We start from the raw sequence: 21,603 nt of genomic DNA on the forward strand, positions 1-21,603 counted from the left end.
GGCATGCTCGACCGCCACTCGCTGTTCTGGAAACTGGCTGTCCTGCTGGTGGGCTTTTGCCTGCTGATGATTGGCCTGAGCTACACCTGGGGTCGGCACATGGAAACACAGGATGCCTTTCTGTCCGAGCCGGCCCGGCAGGTGCTGCGCGGCTATGCCCAGGAGGCCGAGCAGGCCTGGCGGGAGGGCGGGCAGGCGGGCGTGGATGCCTGGCTGCGCGACATGGCGGAGCGTGAGCACGGCTGGGCGGGGGTGCTCGACAGCGATCTGCAACCTTTGGGCAGCGCCGACCTGGACTCCAGCCAGACCCAGCGCCTGACCCGCCTGCGTGGTGTCGATTGGCCCATGAGCCGGCGCAGCATCGGCCAGCCTTGGCTGCGCCTGCCGTTTCCCGGTGCTCCGGAACAGGGCATGCTGGTGATTGAATTGCCCGAACGCTTCAACCCCGGTCAATACCGGCTGTTCTGGCGCGTCATCACCAATGGCGTGATCCCGGGGGTGTTCACCTTGCTGCTGTGCGTAGGCTTGTACCGCATGCTGATCGTACCCCTCAACCAGTTGCGCGAGCAGGCCAATGCCTGGCGCGCCGACCAGCTTTCGGCACGTCTGGACGCCCGCACCACCCAGCGCCCCGATGAGCTGGGCGAGCTGGCCCGCGCCTTCGACCAGATGGCCGAGCGCTTGCAAGGCACCGTGGCGCTGCAGCAGCAATTGCTGCGCGACCTGTCCCATGAAATGCGCACACCACTCAGCCGCCTGCGGGTGGCCTGCGATGGCGAGACCGACTTGCCGCGCCTGCGTGAGCGCCTGCACCGCGAAGTGGACGCCATGCAGCAACTGGTCGAAGGCACCCTGCAATTGGCGTGGCAGGACGCCGAGCGGGCGCCGATGCATCTCGAGCCGATCCAGCTCCAGGCGCTGTGGGACGTGCTCAGCGAGAATGCCTGCTACGAGAGCGGCTGGGACGCGGAACGGCTGCGCTGCGCGTTGCCGGCCGAGTGTTGGGTGCTGGGCAATCTCAACCACCTGGCCCAAGCCCTGGAGAATGTGCTGCGCAATGCCATCCGCCATTCGCCGGCCCAGGGCGTGGTGCGCTTCAGTGGGTGGCGCGACGGCAACCACTGGCGCATCGACCTGGAGGATGACGGTGGCGGGGTGGCCGACGCCGACCTGGAGCGGATCTTCGCGCCGTTCTCGCGACTGGACGGTTCGCGACCGGGGGACGGTGGCTTCGGCCTGGGGCTGAGCATTGCTCGTGGCGCCATCGAGCGTCAGGGCGGGCGAGTGTGGGCGGTCAATGGCGAGCGCGGGCTACGTGTGTGCCTGCGCCTGGTTGCGGCGCCTGGTTCGCCCGCAAGGCTGGCGCCTACAAGCGAATCATCCGTTAACTTATAGCCAGCGGTTATAGCATCCGACGATTGCGTGATATGGCCGCGCAGGGTTTGCCGGTATGATAGGCGCCCCTGCCGTCCGGATTGCGAAAACGCCCATGACCTTGCAGTACCCCACCATCGCCGATTGCGTCGGCCACACGCCTCTGGTTCGCCTGCAACGCATTGCCGGGGCTACCAGCAATACCCTGCTGCTCAAGCTCGAAGGCAATAATCCGGCGGGTTCGGTCAAGGACCGTCCAGCGTTGTCGATGATCACCCGTGCCGAGTTGCGCGGGCAGATCAAGCCGGGTGACACGCTGATCGAGGCTACCTCGGGCAACACCGGCATCGCCCTGGCCATGGCCGCGGCGATCAAGGGCTACAAGATGATCCTGATCATGCCCGACAATTCTACCGCCGAACGCAAGGCGGCGATGACCGCCTACGGCGCCGAGCTGATCCTGGTGACCAAGGAAGAGGGCATGGAGGGCGCGCGCGACCTCGCCGAGAAGCTGCAGGCCGAAGGCCGCGGCCTGGTGCTCGATCAGTTCGCCAACGGCGACAACCCGATTGCCCACTACAACAGCACCGGCCCCGAAATCTGGCAGCAGACCCAGGGCACCATTACCCATTTCGTCAGCTCCATGGGCACCACCGGCACCATCATGGGCTGCTCGCAGTACCTCAAGGAACAGAACCCGGCGGTGCAGATCATCGGCCTGCAGCCGATGGAAGGCTCGGCCATCCCCGGTATCCGCCGCTGGCCCCATGAGTACCTGCCGAAGATCTTCGATGCCACCCGCGTCGATCGAGTCGTCGACATGTCCCAGCAGGAAGCCGAGGACACCACGCGCCGCCTTGCCCGCGAAGAGGGCATTTTCTGTGGTGTGTCCTCCGGCGGTGCAGTGGCGGCGATGCTGCGTCTGTCCCAGGAAGTCGAGAACGCGGTGATGGTCGCCATCATCTGCGATCGCGGCGACCGTTACCTGTCCACCGGCCTGTTCGACGCGACCTGATGTCCAGAAAGAAAAGCAACAGCGGCCTGCGCTTCCAGCCGGCCGGCGGCAACCGTGCCCCACAGGTCCCCGTGGGCAAGAAACAGCGCCTGCTGATCGAGCGCGTGTCCGGCGATGGCCGGGGCATTGCCTTTGTCGAAGGGCGCACCTGGTTCGTCAGTGGCGCGTTGGTCGGCGAAGAGGTCGAGGCGCGCGTGCTGGCGGCGCGTGGCAAGGTGGTCGAGGCGCGCCTGGAGCGCGTGTTCCTGCCCAGCCCGCAGCGGCGCGAGGCACCCTGCCGGCATTACGCCCGCTGCGGCGGCTGCAACCTGCAGCATGTGCCCCATGCCGACCAGTTGGCCCTCAAGCAGCGCCTGCTGGCCGAGCAGTTGCAGCGGGTTGCCGGGTTGCAACCCGAGCAATGGGCCGCGCCCCTGAGCGGGCCGGAGTTCGGTTACCGGCGCCGGGCGCGGGTCGCCGTGCGTTGGGATGCCAAGGCGCGCCAGCTGGACGTGGGTTTTCGCGCCGAGGCCAGCCAGGACATCGTCGCCATCGACGACTGCCCGGTGCTGGTACAACCCTTGCAGAATATTTTCCGCCATTTGCCCACCGTACTGCGCAGCTTGAGCAAGCCGCAGGCGCTGGGGCATGTGGAGCTGTTCAGCGGCACCGCCGAAGCGCTGCTGGTGCGTCATGTGGCAGCGTTGCCTGCTGAAGACCTGGCGCGCCTCGAGGCATTCTGCGCCGAAGCCGGCGCCCAGTTGTGGCTGCAGGGCGAAGGCCAGCCGGCACCGGTGGACGCCGCGGCGCAACTGGGCTTTGCCCTCGAGCCCTGGGGGCTGGAGCTGGCCTGGCGACCCGGGGACTTCGTCCAGGTCAACGCCCAGGTCAACACCTTGATGATCCAGCAGGCCCTGGCCTGGCTGGCGCCGCAGGCCGATGAGCGGGTGCTGGACTTGTTCTGTGGCCTGGGCAACTTTGCCTTGCCCCTGGCGCGCCAGGCGCGCGAGGTGGTGGCGGTGGAGGGCGTGCAGGCCATGGTCGAGCGCGCCGAAGCCAATGCCCGGAACAACAATGTGCATAACGCACGGTTTTTTCAGGCCGATTTATCGCAGCCTTTGGCGGGCGCCGGATGGGTCGCCGAGGGCTTTTCTGCGGTACTCTTGGACCCACCGCGCGACGGCGCCTTCGAGGTGGTGCAAGGCATCGCCCGGTTGGGCGCCCGGCGGCTGGTCTATGTATCGTGCAACCCGGCCACGCTGGCGCGAGACGCCCAGGTGCTGGCGGGGCAGGGGTACCGGTTAAAAAGGGCCGGGATTCTCGACATGTTTCCTCAGACGGCACATGTCGAGGCCATGGCGTTATTCGAAGCGGGCTGACCGGGTCAGCCCTCTTGGTGCGGTCTTCAGGGAACGACGGCGGCACAGGTGATAGTCAGCATGCCCGCGTGGCGCGCTGTATGGAAAGGTAAAGCAAAGATGGTACAGGTGAGAGTGCACCAGCCGGTCAACAATGACGGCAGTATCAATCTCGAAGCATGGCTCGATCATGTGGTGAGCGTCGATTCGCAGCTCGATCGCCCGGCGCTCAAAGAGGCCTGCGAGTTCGCCCAGGAAGTCGAGAAAAAGGGCAACCCGGCCAAGCATTCCTGGGCTGACGGGACGTCCAGTTTCCAGGCGGGGCTGGAGATCGCCGAGATCCTCGCCGACCTCAAGCTCGACCAGGATTCGCTGGTTGCAGCGGTAATCTACCGCTCGGTGCGCGAAGGCAAGGTGACCCTGGCCGAGGTCGGCCAGCGCTTTGGCCCGGTGGTGTCCAAGCTGATCGACGGCGTGCTGCGCATGGCCGCCATCAGTGCCAGCCTCAGCCCGCGCCAGTCGCTGGTGCTGGGGTCACAGGCGCAGGTGGAGAACCTGCGCAAGATGCTGGTGGCCATGGTCGACGACGTGCGCGTGGCCCTGATCAAGCTCGCCGAACGTACCTGTGCCATCCGCGCGGTCAAGGCCGCCGATGACGAGAAACGCCTGCGGGTGGCCCGCGAGGTGTTCGACATCTATGCGCCACTGGCCCATCGACTGGGTATCGGTCATATCAAGTGGGAGCTGGAAGACCTGTCGTTCCGCTACCTCGAGCCCGACCAGTACAAGCAGATCGCCAAGCTGTTGCACGAGCGCCGGCTGGACCGCGAGCGCTTCATCAGCGACGTGATGAACCAGCTGCAGAACGAATTGCTCGCCACCGGCGTCAACGCCGATATCAGTGGCCGGGCGAAACATATCTATTCGATCTGGCGCAAGATGCAGCGCAAGGGCCTGGAGTTCAGCCAGATCTACGACGTGCGCGCGGTGCGCGTGCTGGTGCCGGAGGTGCGCGACTGCTACACCGCGCTGGGTATCGTGCACACCCTGTGGCGGCACATCCCCAAGGAGTTCGACGACTACATCGCCAACCCCAAGGAAAACGGCTACCGCTCGCTGCACACTGCGGTGATCGGCCCTGAGGGCAAGGTGCTCGAGGTGCAGATCCGCACCCACGCCATGCACGAGGAGGCCGAGCTCGGTGTCTGCGCGCACTGGCGCTACAAGGGCACCGACGTCAAGCCCAGCTCCAATCACTATGAAGAAAAGATCTCCTGGCTGCGCCAGGTACTCGAGTGGCACGAGGAGCTGGGCGACATCGGCGGCCTGGCCGAACAGCTGCGGGTTGATATCGAGCCGGACCGGGTCTACGTGTTCACCCCCGACGGCCACGCCATCGACCTGCCCAAGGGCGCCACGCCGCTGGACTTCGCCTACCGCGTGCACACCGAGATCGGCCACAACTGCCGTGGCGCCAAGATCAACGGGCGTATCGTGCCGCTCAACTACAGCCTGCAGACCGGCGAGCAGGTGGAGATCATCACCAGCAAGCACGGCAGCCCGAGCCGCGACTGGCTGAACTCCAACCTGGGCTATGTCACCACCTCGCGGGCGCGGGCCAAGATCGTCCACTGGTTCAAGCTGCAGGCGCGCGACCAGAACGTCGCCGCCGGCAAGACCCTGCTCGAGCGTGAGCTGAGCCGCCTGGGCCTGCCCCAGGTGGACTTCGAACGCCTGGCCGAGAAGGCCAACGTCAAGACCGCCGAGGACATGTTCGCCGCCCTCGGCGCCGGTGACCTGCGCCTGGCGCACATGGTCAACGCCGCCCAGCAGTTGCTCGAGCCCGAGCGCCTTGAGCCGGTCGAACTGATCCCGCGCCAGGCCCGTGGCATCCGCGCGGGCAAGCGCAGCGATATCCAGATCCAGGGTGTCGGCAACCTGCTCACGCAGATGGCCGGCTGCTGCCAGCCGCTGCCGGGCGATGCGATCGTCGGCTATATCACCCAGGGCCGCGGCGTGAGCATCCACCGCCAGGACTGCGCTTCGGTGCTGCAACTGGCGGGCAAGGAGCCGGAGCGAATGATCCAGGTCAGCTGGGGGCCGATCCCGGTGCAGACCTATCCGGTGGACATCGTCATCCGCGCCTACGACCGTCCGGGGTTGCTGCGCGATGTGTCGCAGGTGCTGCTCAACGAGAAGATCAACGTGTTGGCGGTCAACACCCGTTCGAACAAGGAAGACAACACCGCGCTGATGTCGCTGACCATCGAGATCCCCGGCCTGGATGCCCTTGGGCGCTTGCTGGGGCGGATCTCGCAGTTGCCCAACATCATCGAGACGCGGCGTAACCGTACCCCTTGATACCGAGGTGGCTTCTTCGCGGGTGAACCCGCTCCCACAGGTCACTGCATGCCAGGCCTCCGTGGGAGCGGGTTCACCCGCGAAGAGGCTTACACCAAAGGACCTGTTGAACAATGACCTACACCCTTGAAGACCTGCTGCACCTCATGGCCCGCCTGCGCGACCCGCAATATGGCTGCCCCTGGGACCTCAAGCAGGACTACGCGAGCATCGTCCCGCACACCATCGAGGAAGCCTACGAAGTCGCCGACACCATCGAGCGTGGCGACTTCGAGCATCTTCAGGGCGAGCTGGGCGATCTGCTGTTCCAGGTGGTCTATTACAGCCAGCTGGCGCGGGAAGAAGGGCGTTTCGAGTTCACCGGCGTGGTCGACTCGATCACCCGCAAGCTGATTCGCCGCCACCCCCATGTATTCCCCACCGGCGAGCTGTATGCGCCGCTGGACACCCCGGCGCTGAGCGAAGCCCAGGTCAAGTCGCGCTGGGAAGAGATCAAGGCCGAGGAGCGCGCCGAAAAAACCGCGCCCGAGCAACTTTCGCTGCTCGACGACGTGCCGGCGGCATTGCCTGCGTTGTCGCGCGCCGCCAAGCTGCAAAAGCGTGCGGCCACCGTCGGTTTCGACTGGCCCGAGGCCCTGCCGGTGCTGGACAAGGTGCGCGAAGAGCTGGACGAAGTGCTGCAGGCCATGGCCGATGGCGACAGCGACGCGCTGGAGGACGAGCTGGGCGATCTGCTGTTCGCCACCGTCAACCTGGCCCGTCACCTCAAGCACGACCCGGAAAACGCCTTGCGTCGCGCCAATCGCAAGTTCGAACGGCGCTTCCGATTTATCGAACAGGCATTGCGCGAGCAGGGCCTGTCCATCCAAGATCGTACCCTCGACGAGCTGGACGCCCTGTGGGGCGAGGCCAAGCGTCAGGAAAAGAACCTGCCCAGCTGCGGCTGAGCTGATGCATAAGTGAGTGAACACCGATGAGCCTTTCCCTTCGCGACCAATTGCTCAAAGCCGGTCTGGTCAACCAGAAACAGGTTTCCCAGGCCAACAAGGCCGAGAAAAAACAGAAACGCCTGGAGCATAAGGGCCAGGTCGAGGTGGACGACAGCCAGCAGCGCCTGGCCAAGGACGCCATGGCCGAGAAGGCCAAAAAGGACCAGGAGCTGAACCGCCAGCTGCAGGAGAAGGCCGAGCAGAAGGCCCGCGCCGCGCAGATCAAGCAATTGATCGAGGCGACCCGCCTGCCCAAGCTGACCACCGAGGACTACTACAACTTCGTCGATGACAAGAAGGTCAAGCGCATCGCCGTCAACGCCCTGATGCGCAGCAAGCTGAGCAACGGCGCGCTGGCGATCGTCGCCCACGGTGGTGGCTATGAGGTGATCCCGCGCGAAGCGGCGGTGAGGATCCAGGAGCGCGACCCCCATCGCATCCTGTTGCTCAATACCCATGTCGAGGAGGCCGACGAGGACGATCCGTACGCGGCCTACAAGATCCCGGACGATCTGATGTGGTAAGCATGAAAAACCCCGCCTAGGCGGGGTTTTCTTATTGAAGACTGGGTCATTGCGACGCGCGCTGATTCTCGAGGTACTCCAGTTCCATGCGGTATTTCTGAGCCAGGTGTTCTTCGTGGAACATACCGACCAGTTGGCCCTGCTGGCGCACCTCCCAGATCCGCAAGCCAGAGGCTTGGCTTTCGTGGGACATTTTCGATTCGTCGCGTTCGGTTACTTGGACTGTCATCGTTAAACTCCACTTCTTCGGTTGGCTGCGGCACTCTGTCGCAGGACTCCTTTATAGAATTTGTTAGCAGGCTAAGTAAATAAAACGGCGATGAAACAAGTTTCATGTAGGAGCGGCCTCGTGCCGCGAAAGGGCTGCGCAGCAGCCCCGGTAATTTTGCAGGATGCCAAGATCCTGGGGCCGCTGCGCAGCCCTTTCGCGGCACGAGGCCGCTCCTACACAGGGGAGAGCGATGTGCAGCAAAAAAGAAGCCCCGCACAAGGCGGGGCTTCGGGTATTGCCAGCAGCGGTATCAGTTACCCTTGACCGTCTTGCCGTCCACCGTGCCATCCTGCAGCACGATCACGTATTCCTTGCCATCGGTCTCGACCTGGCGCAGCTGCACCAGCAGGTAGTCCCAGTCCTTGGCGAACCACAGCTCGGTGATGCGCTTGCTCTGGCTCGGGTCGCGCACGCGCTCGACCTTGACGGCTTCGACCTGGCCGGTCTTGGTGGCGACTTTCTCGGTGCCAAGCACGCGGAAGTCGTAGGTGTCGATCTCGTCACCGTCGACCACCTGGTAGGTCATGCTCTTCTTGCCAGCCGCCACGTCGTGCTGCAGCGCCAGTTGATAGGACGACTTGTCCAGCACGCCACGGTTCAGTGGCAGGCTGATGGCGTCGCCGCGGTCGCTGCCAGTGACTTTCTTGCCGGTCCAGTCGAAGGTCAGGTCGACCTTCTTGGCCTTGCCCAGGCCACCACGCTCGAAGTGGTACTTCTGCGGCAGCAGGGTGTCGTTGTCCATGCGCAGGGTGCTTTGCTCGGTCAGGCTGGCGATCATCATGGAGGCCTTGAAGTTAAGGTCCCAGGTACCGTTGGCATTCTTGACCAGGCTGCGTTCGGCGGTGCCGCTCATGGGCAGCTGCTTCCAGTCGGCGGTGTAGCTGGCCGCGAAAGGCTTCAGATCAGCTGCCTGGAGGGGCAGGGCAAGCACGGCGAGAGCCAAGAGCAGGGCGCGACGCATAAATTCTCCTAGGATCGAATCAAGTGACCGCTGGCCGCCAGCGGCTGGCCATCCAGTAATGCACCCTGTTCGCCCAGACGCAAGCGTCCTTCGGCGAACCAGCGCACCGCCAGCGGGTAGATCAGGTGTTCCTGCAGGTGCACGCGCTGGGCGAGCGCCTCAGGGATGTCATCCGTTGCAACCGGCACCACAGCCTGTACGACCAGAGGGCCGCCATCGAGTTCCTCGGTGACGAAGTGCACGCTGCAGCCGTGCTCGGTGTCGCCGGCCTCCAGCGCGCGCTGGTGGGTGTGCAGGCCTTTGTACTTGGGCAACAGTGACGGATGGATGTTCAGCAGGCGGCCCTGGTAGTGGCGCACGAAATCGCCACTGAGGATACGCATGAAGCCGGCCAGCACCACCAGGTCGGGCTGGAAACCGTCGATCAGCGCCATCAGCGCCGCGTCGAAGGCTTCGCGCCCGTCAAACCCGGTGTGCGACAGCACGGCGGTTTCAATGCCGGCGACCTTGGCCCGCTCGAGGCCATAGGCATCGGCACGGTTCGAGATGACCGCGCCGATGCGTGCCGGGCTGTCGCTGGCGCTGTTGCTGTCGATCAGTGCCTGCAGGTTGCTGCCGGAGCCCGACAGCAACACGACTACATTGCAGGGCATCAGTGTGCCTTGAGGTTGTGCAGCTCGACCTGGGCGGCGCCTTCGGCGGCCACGTCGATACGGCCGATCACCCACGGTTGCTCGCCTTCGGCGCGCAGCACGTTCAGGGCGTTGTCGACCTGGTCCTGGGCCACGCAGATGACCATGCCCACGCCGCAGTTCAGTACGCGGTGCATTTCATGCTCGTCGACGTTGCCTTTTTGCTGCAGGAAGTCGAACACCGCCGGGCGCTGCCAGCTGGCCACGTCGACCACCGCCTGGGCGCCTTTTGGCAGCACGCGCGGGATGTTGTCCAGCAGGCCGCCGCCGGTGATGTGGGCCATGGCCTTGACCGCGCCGGTCTGCTTGATCAGTTGCAGCAGCGGTTTGACGTAGATGCGGGTCGGCGCCATCAGCAGGTCGGCCAGCGGCTTGCCGTCGAGCTGGGTGTTGTCGATGTCGGTGCCGGACACTTCGAGGATCTTGCGGATCAGCGAGTAGCCGTTGGAGTGCGGGCCGGAGGACGGCAGGGCGATCAGGGCATCGCCGGTGACCACTTTCGAGCCGTCGATGATCTCGGCCTTTTCCACCACGCCGACGCAGAAGCCGGCCAGGTCGTAGTCCTCGCCTTCGTACATGCCCGGCATCTCGGCGGTTTCACCACCGACCAGCGAGCAGCCGGCCAGTTCGCAACCGGCGCCAATGCCGGTGACCACGGTGGCGGCCACGTCGACGTTGAGCTTGCCGGTGGCGTAGTAGTCGAGGAAGAACAGCGGCTCGGCGCCGCACACCACCAGGTCGTTGACGCACATGGCGACCAGGTCCTGGCCGATGCTGTCGTGCTTGTTCAGGTTCAGTGCCAGGCGCAGCTTGGTGCCGACGCCGTCGGTGCCGGAGACCAGCACCGGCTGCTTGTAGCCGGCCGGGATCTCGCAGAGGGCGCCGAAGCCGCCCAGGCCACCCATGACTTCAGGACGTGCGGTGCGCTTGGCGACGCCCTTGATGCGTTCGACCAGTGCTTCGCCGGCGTCGATGTCTACACCGGCGTCTTTGTAGCTCAGGGAGGGTTGCTTGCTCATTGATCCAGGCCTTTAAGAGGGAGGGATTCTAGAAAACGACCATGACGGCCGGGGCCGACGGGAAAGCGTTCGGTTGCCTGTGACGTCACTGGTCTGCGAAGGCGCGCGATTTTATCAGGGTTGCCCCCCAGCGACCATCCTCAGGCCGACGGGCAGGCCGGAAATCTGGGCAAAAAAATGCTTTCAGCCGATGCGGCTGGTTGCCGCGCCAGTGCCTGTATAAGGTATAGGCATGGCGACGCTGGCGGATCGCCGCGAGGGTGGAGCATTTTGCCACGTCGCGCGGTCACAGCTGACAGCCCCGGGCGCGTCGCCCCATGGTTATCTGGACAGGAATCCCCAATGCGTCTTTTCAATTACCTCGCTGGCGTCTGCCTGGCATTGGCTGGCACCGTGGCGCAGGCCGAAGCGGTCTCTGGCTTGTATCAGGTGCGTGAGCCCGTCGACGGGCAGGGCGGCGAAGCCCGCGCCCAGGCCACCGCCAAGGCGCTGGACACCCTGGTGTTGCGCTTGACCGGCGACCCCAAGGCGCCTCAGAGCCCGGCGCTGGCCAACCTGCGCAAGGATCCGCAGCAGATCATCAATCAGGTCGGCACAGAGGCCGGGCCGCCGGAGGCGGTGCTGGTCGAGTTCGACCCCGGCAGCACCGAGCGCGCGCTGCGCCAGGCCGGCCTGGCGCTGTGGGGCAGCAACCGGCCGTCGATCCTTGGTTGGTGGTTGAACGACAGCGTCGAGGGCAGCAGCCTGGTCGGTGACGGCCAGGCCGCCGCCGAGCCGCTGCGCCGCGCCGCACAACACCGCGGCCTGCCGCTGCGTCTGCCGCTGGCCGACCTGCAAGAGCAGCTGGTCGGTAATGCCCAGCATATCGAGGGCAATGATCCAGCGCCGTTGCGCGAAGCGTCCGAGCGCTACGGCGCCGATGCGCTGCTGGCCGTGCATGCCCGCGAAGCGGATGGCAAATGGCAGGGCAAGTGGCAGCTGTGGCTGGGCGACCAGCGCGAGCAGGGCAGCGCCGAGGGCGCCGACCAGGCGGCCCTGGCCGATGCGGTGCTGCTGGTGGTGAGCAACCGCCTGGCGCCGCGCTATGTCACCCGTCCGGGGGCCGGCAGTGATTTGCAGGTGCAGGTCCAGGGCATGAACCTGCAGCGCTACGCCGAGCTGAGCCGGGTCCTCGAGCCTTACGGGGCACGGCTGCAGATGGCCGATGGCGCTACCCTGACCTACGGCGTCAGCGCCAATCGCGAGCAACTGCGCGCCCAGTTGACCCTGGCCAAGCTGCAAGAGCTGCCCGCCGAGCCGGCGGCTGCGGTGGCGCCGGTGTCGAGCGAACCCGGCTCGGCAGCGCCTGTCGCGGCGGCGAAGCCGTTCGACGGCCTGCGTTTTCGCTGGTAAGGAGCGCCAAGAATGACTGACATGCGTCGCTGGATCTGGCTTGGCGCGGCACTGGTGATTGCCGTGCTGCTGTATTTCCTGCACAACATCCTTTCTCCGTTCCTGGTCGGCATCCTGCTTGCCTACCTGGCCGATCCGCTGGTCGACCGTCTGGAGCGCCTTGGGCTGTCACGCACCTGGGGCGTGGTGGTGGTGTTCAGCCTGTTCACCTTGGTCTTCCTGGCGCTGTTGCTGGTGCTGGTACCGATGCTGGCCAAGCAGTTGGTGCGCCTGTACGAGCTGGCGCCGCAGATGCTCGACTGGCTGCAGCACGTAGCCCTGCCCTGGGTGCAGAGCCGTCTGGGGCTGGCCGACGGGTTCTGGAAGTTCGACAAGATCAAGTCCGCCATCGCCGAGCACATGGGCCAGACCACCGATATCGTCGGCGTGCTGCTGTCCCAGGCCACGGCCTCGAGCCTGGCGTTGATCGGCTGGCTGGCCAACCTGGTGCTGATCCCGGTGGTCGGCTTCTACCTGCTGCGTGACTGGGACCTGATGATGGCCAAGCTGCGCAGCCTGTTGCCGCGCCAGCGCGAACCCCAGGTGGTGGGGCTGGCCGGTGAGTGCCATGAGGTCTTGGGCGCGTTCGTGCGCGGCCAGTTGCTGGTCATGCTGGCGCTGGGCGTCATCTATTCCACCGGGCTGATGCTGGTAGGGCTGGAGCTGGGCCTGCTGATCGGCATGCTGGCCGGATTGGCGGCGATCGTGCCGTACATGGGCTTCATCATTGGCATTGGCGCGGCGCTGATCGCCGGTTTGTTCCAGTTTGGCGGCGACTTGTATCCGATGCTGGGTATCGTCGCGGTGTTCATGGTCGGCCAGGCCCTCGAAGGCATGGTGCTGACGCCGCTGCTGGTGGGCGATCGCATCGGTCTGCATCCGGTGGCGGTGATCTTCGCGATCCTCGCCGGCGGCGAGCTGTTCGGCTTTACCGGGGTGCTGCTGGCGCTGCCGGTGGCGGCGGTGATCATGGTGCTGCTGCGGCACGTGCACGACCTGTACAAGGAGTCGGACATGTATGCCGGGGAGAACGATCCGGAGCTATGAGCCATCGCCGGGCAAGTGGTGCAACTAATTGATTTTACTTGTGCTATTTCCCTCGCCGATTGTGCCGTCCGCGTTGCGGGTATAGACTTTGCACACTGTTCACCAAAGGCCCCCTGTGGTCCTCGCGACCGCCAGCCAGCATGAAACCGATCCAGTTGCCCCTGGGTGTGCGTCTGCGCGACGACGCCACCTTCATCAACTACTATCCGGGCGCCAATGCCGCGGCATTGGGCTATGTCGAGCGGCTATGCGAAGCCGACGCCGGTTGGACCGAGAGCCTCATCTACCTGTGGGGCAAGCAGGGCGTTGGCCGCACCCACCTGCTGCAAGCCGCCACCCACCGTTTCCAGCAACTGGGTGAACCCGCCGTCTACCTGCCCCTGGCGCAATTGCTCGAGCGTGGCGTCGAGTTGCTCGATCACCTGGAACAGTACGAACTGGTGTGCATCGACGACCTGCACGTGATCGCGGGCAAGGCGGATTGGGAAGAGGCCATGTTCCACCTATTCAACCGCCTGCGCGACAGTGGTCGGCGGCTGTTGCTGGCGGCCTCCAGCTCGCCCCGTGAACTGCCGATCAAGCTGGCCGACCTCAAGTCGCGCCTGACCCTGGCGCTGATCTTCCAGATGCGCGGCATGTCCGATGAAGACAAGCTGCGTGCCTTGCAGCTGCGCGCATCGCGTCGCGGCCTGCACCTGACGGACGAGGTCGGTCACTTCATCCTGACCCGCGGTACCCGCAGCATGAGCGCGCTGTTCGATCTGCTCGAACGCCTCGACCAGGCATCGCTGCAAGCCCAGCGCAAGCTGACCATTCCGTTCCTCAAGGAAACTCTGGGCTGGTAGCGGCCTGAAAACGCGGGGGCAGAGCCTCGAAACGGAAAAGTCACATCTTTTTCGATAAAATTTGCAAATGGTTTCGATAGAGGGCATAGTTTCCCCCTTCTAAAGGACTACAGACACGGTCGTGCCCATGCTGAAGCGCTTCGCACCCCTCGTGCCACTTGCACTTGTCACCCTTCTTTACGGCTGCGCCTCCACTGGCCCGGTCGCACCCTCGCAGGATCACGCCCTGGTTGCCGAGCAGGCCATCAAGGCCAAGGCTTCCGCCTCTTCCGTATTCACCGAGGAAGAGCTGGCCAGCGAAGATGACCTCGAGGCCTTCTCCAGCAACAGCAAGCCTTACCAGCTGCCGGTCCTGGCCGACAGCATCCTCGAGCGCGGCATGTCGTTGATCGGCACCCGCTACCGCTTCGGCGGCACCTCGGAGAAGTCCGGCTTCGATTGCAGCGGTTTCATCGGTTACCTGTTCCGCGAAGAGGCGGGCATGAACCTGCCGCGCTCGACCCGCGAGATGATCAACGTCGACGCGCCAAAAGTCGCGCGCAACAAGCTCAAGCCAGGCGACCTGCTGTTCTTCAGCACCAACGGCCGTGGCCGTGTCAGCCACGCCGGCATCTACCTGGGTGACAACCAGTTCATCCACTCCAGCAGCCGCCGCAGCGGTGGCGTGCGTATCGACAGCCTGGGCGATCGCTACTGGAGCAAGACCTTCATCGAGGCCAAGCGCGCGCTGGCCATGGCACCGACCACGATCTCGCGCAATTGATTTGATATCAAAATGCTGTACCCTGCCACGGCGGCGTAGCTGAAAAGCTCGCCGCCGTGCGCATTTACAGAAAGCGTCTAATCTAATTTCTCAACTCTTTTGGCTTCGGCTGCGGCCGGGCGGTCTTCGACAGGACGTTACCATCATGGCGATGTTGGCGCGCTTCGCACTCCTTTCCCTCGCAGCACTGCTTGCGGCCTGTTCAAGCCGTGCTCCGGCGCCTGCGCCATCGAGCAAACCCCCGGTATCCTTCAACCAGCAAGCGGCCTCCTCGCCAGCGGCGGACGATGTGTTGTTCCGCGCCATCGGCCTGGTGGGCACGCCGTATCGTTGGGGCGGCAACACGCCGGATTCGGGCTTTGATTGCAGTGGCCTGATCGGCTATGTCTACCGCGACGCCGCCGGGATCAGCCTGCCGCGCACTACCCGTGACATGATCGTCATGCGTGCACCGAACGTGGATATCAATGCCCTGCAGTCGGGCGACCTGGTGTTCTTCGCCACCAATGGCGGTTCGCAGGTCAGCCATGCGGGCATCTATGTCGGCGAAGGGCGTTTCGTGCATGCCCCGTCCACCGGCGGCACCGTGCGTCTGGACTACCTGTCCAGCAGCTACTGGGCCAAGGCCTACCTGCAAGCCAAGCGCGTCATTCCGGCCGGTCACCTGGCGCAGAATCCCTGAGTCTGAGCGCCGCCCTCAAGGGGGCGGCCATCGCAACACGCTTCTTACCTATCTACCGCCTGGCGTTCGCCGGGCTTGTCAGCATGTGTCTCCTGTCTGTCGTTTTTTCAGGAGATATTTATGAGTGACCTCAAGCAACGCGCCCTTCGATTCTTCCAGGCCATGCGCGCCGGGCATCCGCTGGCGCGTCTGGTGTACCAGGTGATCCAGGACTACCCGGACCCGTTCGTCATGGCGAACCAGGAAGCCGCGCGCATCATCACCCAGCGTACTGGCAAGTCGTTCGATCCGCGATTTGTCTGGTGGCACCAGTTCGCAACGGCCATCAGCTCAACCAAGACCTACAACGGTTGGCGCCACAGTGGCGCACCCGTGAAGTCCCTGCGCATGACCGACCTGGTCATCGCGCGCTTCGACCTGTTCTTCCAGGACGCCACGGATCAGCTCGATCTCCAGGGTGGCTTCTACCGGCAGGGGGCGAATGCCGGTACCTTCGATGAGCGCAACGAGGTGCGCATGCTGGCCGTCGATGTCCAGCAGGATCTCTGGGCATTGGACTTCGCCGAACTGTACCGCGCGCAAGTAGCGCGGTTCTGGAGCGACCATGGCGATGACTTCCCGGTACTGGCCAAGATCAACCTGCTGGGCCAGGCCGCCGTGGCCTTGCGTGCCGGGTTGCTCGACGCGACCGATGTCGCGCGCGTGCGCGACATGGCAGCGCGAGGGCTGGATAGCGTGTTGCCGACGGTCGAGCAGCTACGCCGGGACGGTTCGCGCACGGTGCTTGAGGTCAACCACTATGGGTTGGGGCATGCGGACCGGGCCAGCTTCTACAGCCTGCACGCCGCGGACGGCCGGGTCATGCTCTACCAACCCTGGGCGTCCGAGGCGCTGCGGCGCTTCGATTCAGACTTGGCGATGGCGGCATGGTTGCGCCGTGCATTACAGGATACGACCAGCTTTGAGCAATTCCTGGCCGCGGCGCAGAGCGATCCGCTCGATGCCGAGCGTAATGATGCCGCGCGGATCGCCTTGCAGAGTGTTGCCGACGCACCGAGCGATGCGGCGGCGCAAACCTTGCTGGCCTACCTGAGGACACCGATCGCCGCTGACTTTTTCACCCGCCTCGCGGTGCAGTCGCGGCGCGAGATGGAGGCGCACGCCGACGCCATCCCGAGCAACAGCCAACTGCGCAGGCGCATGGGGCGTGGTTACCTGTCGGCCTTCATCAACACTTTCGGCGGGCTGGCGCCGCTGGGCTGGCCGGTGTCGCTGAGCTTGCTCGGGGCCGGCTTGATCAAGCTGGGGCTCGATGTCGACACCGCCGCACGCGCGGCGGATGACCAGACGCGCCGCCAGGCCTTGCTCGATGCCATGCTCGACAGTGTGTTCGGTGCGTTGAGCCTGACCGACCTGGCTTTCCAGTCGAGTTTCGCCACATTGGCCTATCAGCCGCCCTTTCATGAGAGTAATGCCCTCATCAGCCACTGGCGAGTGATCGAGCGGCCGGATCCGTTGCTGGCGGAGTTCGCCAGCAACCGGCAGTTGATCGCCGAGTTGATCGAGGAGGGCCCGCTGCGGGGCGTGCAGGTACATGCCGATGGCAGCACCTGGATCACCCTGAACGATCGGCACTACCGGGTGCGTTACAGCGACGAGTTGTTGACGTGGTTGATCGTGCCTGCCGAGGTTGCCGAGGCCTATGCGCCGTTGCGGCCCGTGCGCCTGGGGACGGACGGCGAGTGGCAGGTGCTGGAGCCGCCCAGCTCGCTGGCCGGCGATACGCCGCCGGCCGTTGGCTTCGGCAGTGGGCCGTCGCCCTTCTGGGATACCTATACCCAGGTCGATCAAGTACGTTCGATGCGGCTCTCGGCCAATGCCCGGGTGCGCCAGAAGAAGCTGTTGAAGGGGTTGCCGACGTTGGGCGCAGACCAACTGCCTGCAGAGGATGGCGACAAGATCTACTGCGTGATGGTCAACGGCGTGCCCGAGTACTCGTACCTGCACGAAGGCGATGGCTATCGAAACGAGCTGATTGACTACTACACCGATGAAAGCTCGCAGGTGAACAAGGTCCTGCGCAGCGGGGTATACGAGCATGATGATGTCGACAGCTATATCGCCAAATTGGCCGATACGCTCGAACGCTTGCCCAAGAGCAACGCCGTCACCCTGTATCGCGGTGGCAGCGATGCGCGCAATACCGGTGGGCGGCACTTTCGTAGTGGGCGCGTCGGCGTTGGCGATATCCTCATCAACACCGACCTGACTTCGTTCACCGAAAACCCCTACATCGTGCCCGAGTTCGCGGCGACCTTGGCCAGGGATGGCAATCAGCAGTGGGTGTTCGACGACAGCTCGGTGATCTACGAGTTGCCCGCCGCGAGCTATCACAGCGGCACGCCGATCAGTGCGTTCTCGATGATGTGGGAGGAGGCCGAGACCTTGTTCCTGCCCGGCAATTACTTTGAGGTGAGCAAGGTCGAGCAGGTCTACGGCAATCACTACCACTTCATTCGTGTGGTGCTCAAGCAGACCACCCGACCTGCGCAGGGCCCGGTTTATGACTTGCGCACCGGCCAGCTGTTCGACCGGGCAACCTTCAGTAGTCGGATCAGGACGACGGCTTTGGCCGAGCGCTTCTTCCCCGTGGCGCCGTGATTACCCCGGTGACGCTGCGCTCAAGCTTGCTTGAGCAGCAGCGCCACCCCAGGGAAGTACTGCCCCAGCTCGTTGTGCAGCTTGCGATAGGCATAGGGGAAGTACCAGGCGATCGCGCAGGCGGTGTGCTTCTGCAGGTCGTCGGCCAGGTCCTGCAGTTCCTCGGGGCTGGCGTGCTGGCCGGCCTTCCACGGGGTGACGAACAGAGCACCGGCCTTGAGCTGGCTGCCATAGGCGATCGCCTTTGCCTGGCTGGTGGTTTCCTGCAGGGCCAGCAGCATGTCCAGGCGCCCGAGGCGCGGCCAGCGCTGGCTGGCGTGCAGGTGGATGGATTCTTCGGCGTTGGCGATGAACAGGTCGCCGCGTGCCTCGCGTTCGCCTTCGTCGCGCTGCTTCTTGCTCAGGTATTGCTCCAGCGCCATCAGTTCGGCCTGCCAGGCTGCCGCCGCGAGTACCCCGGTGTTGGCCGCCGCGCCGTGCCAGTAGGGGGCTTCGTTGTCGCCCTGAAACTGATTGAAGCGGTCGATGCAGTCGACCCAGCGCTCCAGGGTCGGGCGCAGGAACTCCAGGCGGGGGTTGTTGATGATCAGGCCTTGCATGCTGCGCGCTCCTTGTCATTATGGTCGCGGTCGGTCGCGATGATGGCTATGTGATATCACTGCTTTCAGTGTGGCACAAGCTGGCGGATCGGCCATTGATCCAGGCCAGATCGGTCCTCGTTCGATTGACGCTCCCGGTGCAACCCTCTAACCTTCGCGGCGTGTTTCAGGTGCCCTGCGAGCCGTGGCTTGGCAGGGTGAAACTGGGAAGCCGGTGGGCGCCATGCAAGGTGCGATTCCGGCGCTGCCCCCGCAACGGTAGGTGAGTCAACGCCGCGCAAGGCCACTGGGTGTGTCGCCCGGGAAGGCGCGCGGCCCGGGCCTGGCCCGCTCACAAGCCCGGAGACCGGCCTGCGACTGCCAACGGCATCACGGAGGGTGATGCGCCAGCGATGTGGCCTGTGCCACGGCCCCTGCGCGCTCTCCGTCTGCCCGCCTTTCATCTGTCGCCCCGGTGCGGCAGCCAGCGGAGACCCCTGATGAGCGAATCCCCCGAACGCGACGAACGCCACCTGGCGCGCATGCAGCGCAAGAAGGCGGTCATCGATGAGCGCATCGCCAATTCCCCCAACGAGTGCGGCTTGCTGCTGGTGCTGACCGGCAATGGCAAGGGCAAGAGCAGCTCGGCCTTCGGCATGCTCGCCCGTGCCCTGGGCCATGGCATGCAGTGCGGCGTGGTGCAGTTCATCAAGGGCCGCAACAGCACCGGCGAAGAGCTGTTCTTCCGGCGTTTCCCCGAGCAGGTGCGCTACCACGTGATGGGCGAGGGCTTCACCTGGGAGACCCAGGACCGCCAGCGCGACATCGCCGCCGCCGAAGCGGCCTGGGCGGTTTCGCGCCAATTGCTGCAAGACCCGTCGGTGCAGTTCGTGGTGCTGGATGAGCTGAACATCGCCCTCAAGCACGGCTACCTCGACCTCGATCAGGTACTGGCCGATATCCAGGCCCGTCCGCCGATGCAGCACGTCATCGTCACCGGTCGCGCCGCCAAGCCGGAAATGATCGACCTGGCCGACACCGTGACCGAGATGGGCATGCTCAAGCACGCCTTCCAGGCCGGTATTCGCGCGCAGAAGGGCGTTGAACTGTGAGTGAGCCACGCCACTGCCCCGCGGTGCTGATCGCCGCACCGGCCTCCGGCCAGGGCAAGACTACCGTCACCGCCGCCCTGGCGCGCCTGCACCGCAACCTCGGGCGCAAGGTGCGGGTGTTCAAGTGCGGCCCGGACTTTCTCGACCCGATGATCCTCGAACGGGCCAGTGGCGCGCCGGTGTACCAGCTGGACCTGTGGATGATCGGCGCCGACGAGAGCCGCCGCCTCTTGTGGGAGGCGGCCGCTGACGCCGACCTGATCCTGATCGAAGGGGTGATGGGGCTGTTCGACGGCACGCCATCGAGTGCCGACCTGGCCCGTCACTTCGGCGTGCCGGTGCTGGCAGTGATCGACGGCACGGCCATGGCCCAGACCTTCGGCGCCCTGGCCCTGGGCCTGGCGCGTTACCAGCCCGACCTGCCGTTCGCCGGGGTGCTGGCCAACCGGGTCGGCAGCCTGCGCCATGCGCAATTGCTCGAAGGCAGCCTGACCGAAGGCCTGCGCTGGTATGGCGGGTTGTCCCGCGAGCGTGGCATCGAGTTGCCCAGTCGTCACCTGGGCCTGGTCCAGGCCAGTGAACTGAACGACCTGGACGCCCGCCTGGACGCCGCCGCCGAGGCCCTGGGCGCCAGTTGCGATGCCGCCCTGCCGCCCCCGGTCACCTTTGCCGCGCCCGACGCGCAACGGCTTGCGCCATCCTTGGCCGGCGTGCGAATCGGCGTGGCGCGCGACGAAGCCTTCGCCTTCACCTATGGCGCCAACCTGGAACTGCTGCGTGCGCTTGGCGCCCAGCTCGAATTCTTCTCGCCGTTGCACGAGCAGGCGCTCCCGGTGGTAGACAGCCTCTACCTGCCAGGCGGGTACCCGGAGCTGCATCACCACGCGCTGTCGGCCAATGCGCCGATGCTCGAGGCGATCCGTGCCCACCATGCCCAGGGCAAACCCTTGCTGGCCGAATGTGGTGGCATGCTCTACCTGCTCGATGCGCTGACCGATGTGGCCGGTGAGCGCGCAGCCTTGCTCGGCCTGCTGCCGGGCGAGGCGACCATGCAGAAGCGCCTGGCGGCCTTGGCCCTGCAGGCGGTCGAACTGCCGGAAGGCACCCTGCGCGGCCACACCTATCACCATTCATTGACCAGCACCGAACTGGCGCCGCTCGCCCGTGGCCTGAGCCCCAATGGCGGGCGTGGCAACGAAGCCGTATACCGCCTGGGGCGCCTGACCGCGTCCTACGTGCACTTCTATTTCCCTTCCAACCCCGATGCGACGGCGGCGCTGTTGCGACCATGAGCGAGCACGCCTACAGCGCCGCCGACCGCGCGGCGATCTACCGGGCCATCGGCGAGCGCCGCGACATGCGCCATTTCGCCGGCGGCGAAGTGGCGCCGGAGCTGCTCGGCCGCTTGCTGGCTGCCGCCCACCAGGCCCCCAGTGTCGGCCTGATGCAGCCCTGGCGCTTCATCCGCATCACCCAGCGTGAGCTGCGCGGGCGCATCCAGGCGTTGGTGGAGCAAGAGCGGGTGCGCACCGCCGAGGCCCTGGGCGAGCGTTCCGACGAGTTCATGCAGCTCAAGGTCGAGGGCATCGATGCCTGCGCCGAAGTGCTGGTGGCGGCCTTGATGGATAACCGCGAGCCGCATATCTTCGGGCGGCGCACCTTGCCCGAGATGGACCTGGCCTCATTGGCCTGCGCCATCCAGAACCTGTGGCTGGCGGCGCGCGCCGAAGGCCTGGGGATGGGCTGGGTGTCGCTGTTCGACCCGCAGGCCCTGGCCGAGCTGCTGGGCATGCCGGCTGGGGCCAAGCCGATGGCGGTGCTGTGCCTGGGGCCGGTGACCGCGTTCTACCCGGCACCGATGCTGGTGCTGGAGGAGTGGGCTAGCGCCCGGCCCTTGAGCGAAATGCTCTACGAGAACCAATGGGGAGAGCGGCCTTGAGC

General features: G+C 65.2%; 20 protein-coding genes and 1 riboswitch. Of the genes, 15 read left to right on the forward strand and 5 right to left on the reverse strand.

Annotated elements, in window-relative coordinates:
• The first annotated feature begins 3 nt into the window (after nucleotides 1–3).
• From HU772_RS06190 to HU772_RS06215, 6 genes are all read left to right on the forward strand, one after another.
• Nucleotides 4–1,395, forward strand: a complete 1,392-nt coding sequence (locus HU772_RS06190) for a HAMP domain-containing sensor histidine kinase (RefSeq protein WP_186655463.1) — start codon at nucleotides 4–6, stop codon at nucleotides 1,393–1,395.
• A gap of 94 nt (nucleotides 1,396–1,489) precedes the next feature.
• On the forward strand, nucleotides 1,490–2,389 hold the full coding sequence (cysM, locus tag HU772_RS06195) for a cysteine synthase CysM (protein WP_186655466.1): 900 nt from the start codon (nucleotides 1,490–1,492) through the stop codon (nucleotides 2,387–2,389).
• The gene (gene rlmD, locus HU772_RS06200) at nucleotides 2,389–3,747 is read left to right on the forward strand and encodes a 23S rRNA (uracil(1939)-C(5))-methyltransferase RlmD (RefSeq protein WP_186655481.1); all 1,359 of its coding nucleotides are present in this window, start codon (nucleotides 2,389–2,391) and stop codon (nucleotides 3,745–3,747) included. Before cysM ends, rlmD begins: the two co-directional genes overlap by 1 nt.
• A 99-nt stretch (nucleotides 3,748–3,846) precedes the next feature.
• Nucleotides 3,847–6,087 (forward strand): GTP diphosphokinase, encoded by a 2,241-nt coding sequence (gene relA, locus HU772_RS06205; protein WP_134691841.1) that lies wholly within the window; start codon nucleotides 3,847–3,849, stop codon nucleotides 6,085–6,087.
• Between the two features lie 113 nt (nucleotides 6,088–6,200).
• Complete coding sequence (mazG, locus tag HU772_RS06210) at nucleotides 6,201–7,034, forward strand: nucleoside triphosphate pyrophosphohydrolase (protein WP_186655496.1); 834 nt, start codon at nucleotides 6,201–6,203, stop codon at nucleotides 7,032–7,034.
• A 26-nt stretch (nucleotides 7,035–7,060) separates the two neighbouring features.
• Nucleotides 7,061–7,600 carry a DUF2058 domain-containing protein gene (locus tag HU772_RS06215; protein WP_186655499.1) on the forward strand — a complete coding sequence of 180 codons (540 nt, stop codon included), beginning with the start codon at nucleotides 7,061–7,063 and terminating at the stop codon, nucleotides 7,598–7,600.
• 46 nt (nucleotides 7,601–7,646) lie between these two features.
• Here HU772_RS06215 and HU772_RS06220 read toward each other — a convergent pair whose 3' ends face one another.
• The 4 genes from HU772_RS06220 to purM form a co-directional block, all read right to left on the reverse strand.
• Nucleotides 7,647–7,829, reverse strand: coding sequence for a hypothetical protein (locus tag HU772_RS06220; protein WP_134691844.1), 183 nt, complete (start codon nucleotides 7,827–7,829; stop codon nucleotides 7,647–7,649).
• A 292-nt stretch (nucleotides 7,830–8,121) separates the two neighbouring features.
• Entirely contained in the window at nucleotides 8,122–8,832 is a 711-nt protein-coding gene (locus HU772_RS06225; RefSeq protein WP_186655501.1) for a DUF3108 domain-containing protein, read from the reverse strand.
• A gap of 8 nt (nucleotides 8,833–8,840) precedes the next feature.
• Nucleotides 8,841–9,485, reverse strand: a complete 645-nt coding sequence (gene purN, locus HU772_RS06230) for a phosphoribosylglycinamide formyltransferase (RefSeq protein ID WP_186655503.1) — start codon at nucleotides 9,483–9,485, stop codon at nucleotides 8,841–8,843.
• The gene (gene purM / locus HU772_RS06235) at nucleotides 9,485–10,543 is read right to left on the reverse strand and encodes a phosphoribosylformylglycinamidine cyclo-ligase (RefSeq protein WP_186655505.1); all 1,059 of its coding nucleotides are present in this window, start codon (nucleotides 10,541–10,543) and stop codon (nucleotides 9,485–9,487) included. Before purM ends, purN begins: the two co-directional genes overlap by 1 nt.
• A gap of 342 nt (nucleotides 10,544–10,885) precedes the next feature.
• Here purM and HU772_RS06240 point away from each other — a divergent pair, with 342 nt between their 5' ends.
• The 6 genes from HU772_RS06240 (at nucleotide 10,886) to HU772_RS06265 (ending at nucleotide 17,972) form a co-directional block, all read left to right on the forward strand.
• Nucleotides 10,886–11,935, forward strand: a complete 1,050-nt coding sequence (locus tag HU772_RS06240) for a DUF2066 domain-containing protein (protein WP_186655507.1) — start codon at nucleotides 10,886–10,888, stop codon at nucleotides 11,933–11,935.
• A gap of 12 nt (nucleotides 11,936–11,947) precedes the next feature.
• A complete protein-coding gene (locus tag HU772_RS06245) occupies nucleotides 11,948–13,021 on the forward strand; it encodes an AI-2E family transporter (RefSeq protein WP_186655510.1) in 1,074 nt (357 codons plus the stop codon).
• Nucleotides 13,022–13,161: 140 nt separating this feature from the next.
• Nucleotides 13,162–13,866 carry a DnaA regulatory inactivator Hda gene (gene hda, locus HU772_RS06250; protein ID WP_031314897.1) on the forward strand — a complete coding sequence of 235 codons (705 nt, stop codon included), beginning with the start codon at nucleotides 13,162–13,164 and terminating at the stop codon, nucleotides 13,864–13,866.
• Between the two features lie 127 nt (nucleotides 13,867–13,993).
• Nucleotides 13,994–14,629 (forward strand): C40 family peptidase, encoded by a 636-nt coding sequence (locus tag HU772_RS06255; protein ID WP_186655513.1) that lies wholly within the window; start codon nucleotides 13,994–13,996, stop codon nucleotides 14,627–14,629.
• Nucleotides 14,630–14,774: 145 nt separating this feature from the next.
• Nucleotides 14,775–15,311, forward strand: coding sequence for a C40 family peptidase (locus HU772_RS06260; RefSeq protein ID WP_186655516.1), 537 nt, complete (start codon nucleotides 14,775–14,777; stop codon nucleotides 15,309–15,311).
• A gap of 120 nt (nucleotides 15,312–15,431) precedes the next feature.
• Nucleotides 15,432–17,972: a dermonecrotic toxin domain-containing protein gene (locus tag HU772_RS06265; protein WP_186655519.1), complete on the forward strand. Its 2,541-nt coding sequence runs from the start codon at nucleotides 15,432–15,434 to the stop codon at nucleotides 17,970–17,972.
• 20 nt (nucleotides 17,973–17,992) lie between these two features.
• Here HU772_RS06265 and HU772_RS06270 read toward each other — a convergent pair whose 3' ends face one another.
• Nucleotides 17,993–18,571 (reverse strand): hypothetical protein, encoded by a 579-nt coding sequence (locus tag HU772_RS06270; RefSeq protein ID WP_186655522.1) that lies wholly within the window; start codon nucleotides 18,569–18,571, stop codon nucleotides 17,993–17,995.
• A 151-nt stretch (nucleotides 18,572–18,722) separates the two neighbouring features.
• Nucleotides 18,723–18,940, forward strand: a riboswitch (cobalamin riboswitch).
• Between the two features lie 110 nt (nucleotides 18,941–19,050).
• Between HU772_RS06270 and cobO the strand changes: the two genes are divergently transcribed.
• Genes cobO through bluB form a run of 3 tightly spaced genes read left to right on the forward strand, consistent with a single transcriptional unit; the run spans nucleotide 19,051 to nucleotide 21,601 of the window.
• Nucleotides 19,051–19,662 (forward strand): cob(I)yrinic acid a,c-diamide adenosyltransferase, encoded by a 612-nt coding sequence (gene cobO / locus HU772_RS06275; protein ID WP_186655524.1) that lies wholly within the window; start codon nucleotides 19,051–19,053, stop codon nucleotides 19,660–19,662.
• Nucleotides 19,659–20,954 carry a cobyrinic acid a,c-diamide synthase CobB gene (locus HU772_RS06280; RefSeq protein ID WP_186655527.1) on the forward strand — a complete coding sequence of 432 codons (1,296 nt, stop codon included), beginning with the start codon at nucleotides 19,659–19,661 and terminating at the stop codon, nucleotides 20,952–20,954. Before cobO ends, HU772_RS06280 begins: the two co-directional genes overlap by 4 nt.
• Nucleotides 20,951–21,601, forward strand: a complete 651-nt coding sequence (bluB, locus tag HU772_RS06285; RefSeq protein ID WP_186655540.1) for a 5,6-dimethylbenzimidazole synthase — start codon at nucleotides 20,951–20,953, stop codon at nucleotides 21,599–21,601. The genes HU772_RS06280 and bluB overlap by 4 nt, the downstream gene beginning before the upstream one ends.
• The last annotated feature ends 2 nt before the right edge of the window (nucleotides 21,602–21,603 follow it).

The sequence above is a fragment of the Pseudomonas xantholysinigenes genome, assembly GCF_014268885.2.
GTDB lineage: Bacteria > Pseudomonadota > Gammaproteobacteria > Pseudomonadales > Pseudomonadaceae > Aquipseudomonas > Aquipseudomonas xantholysinigenes.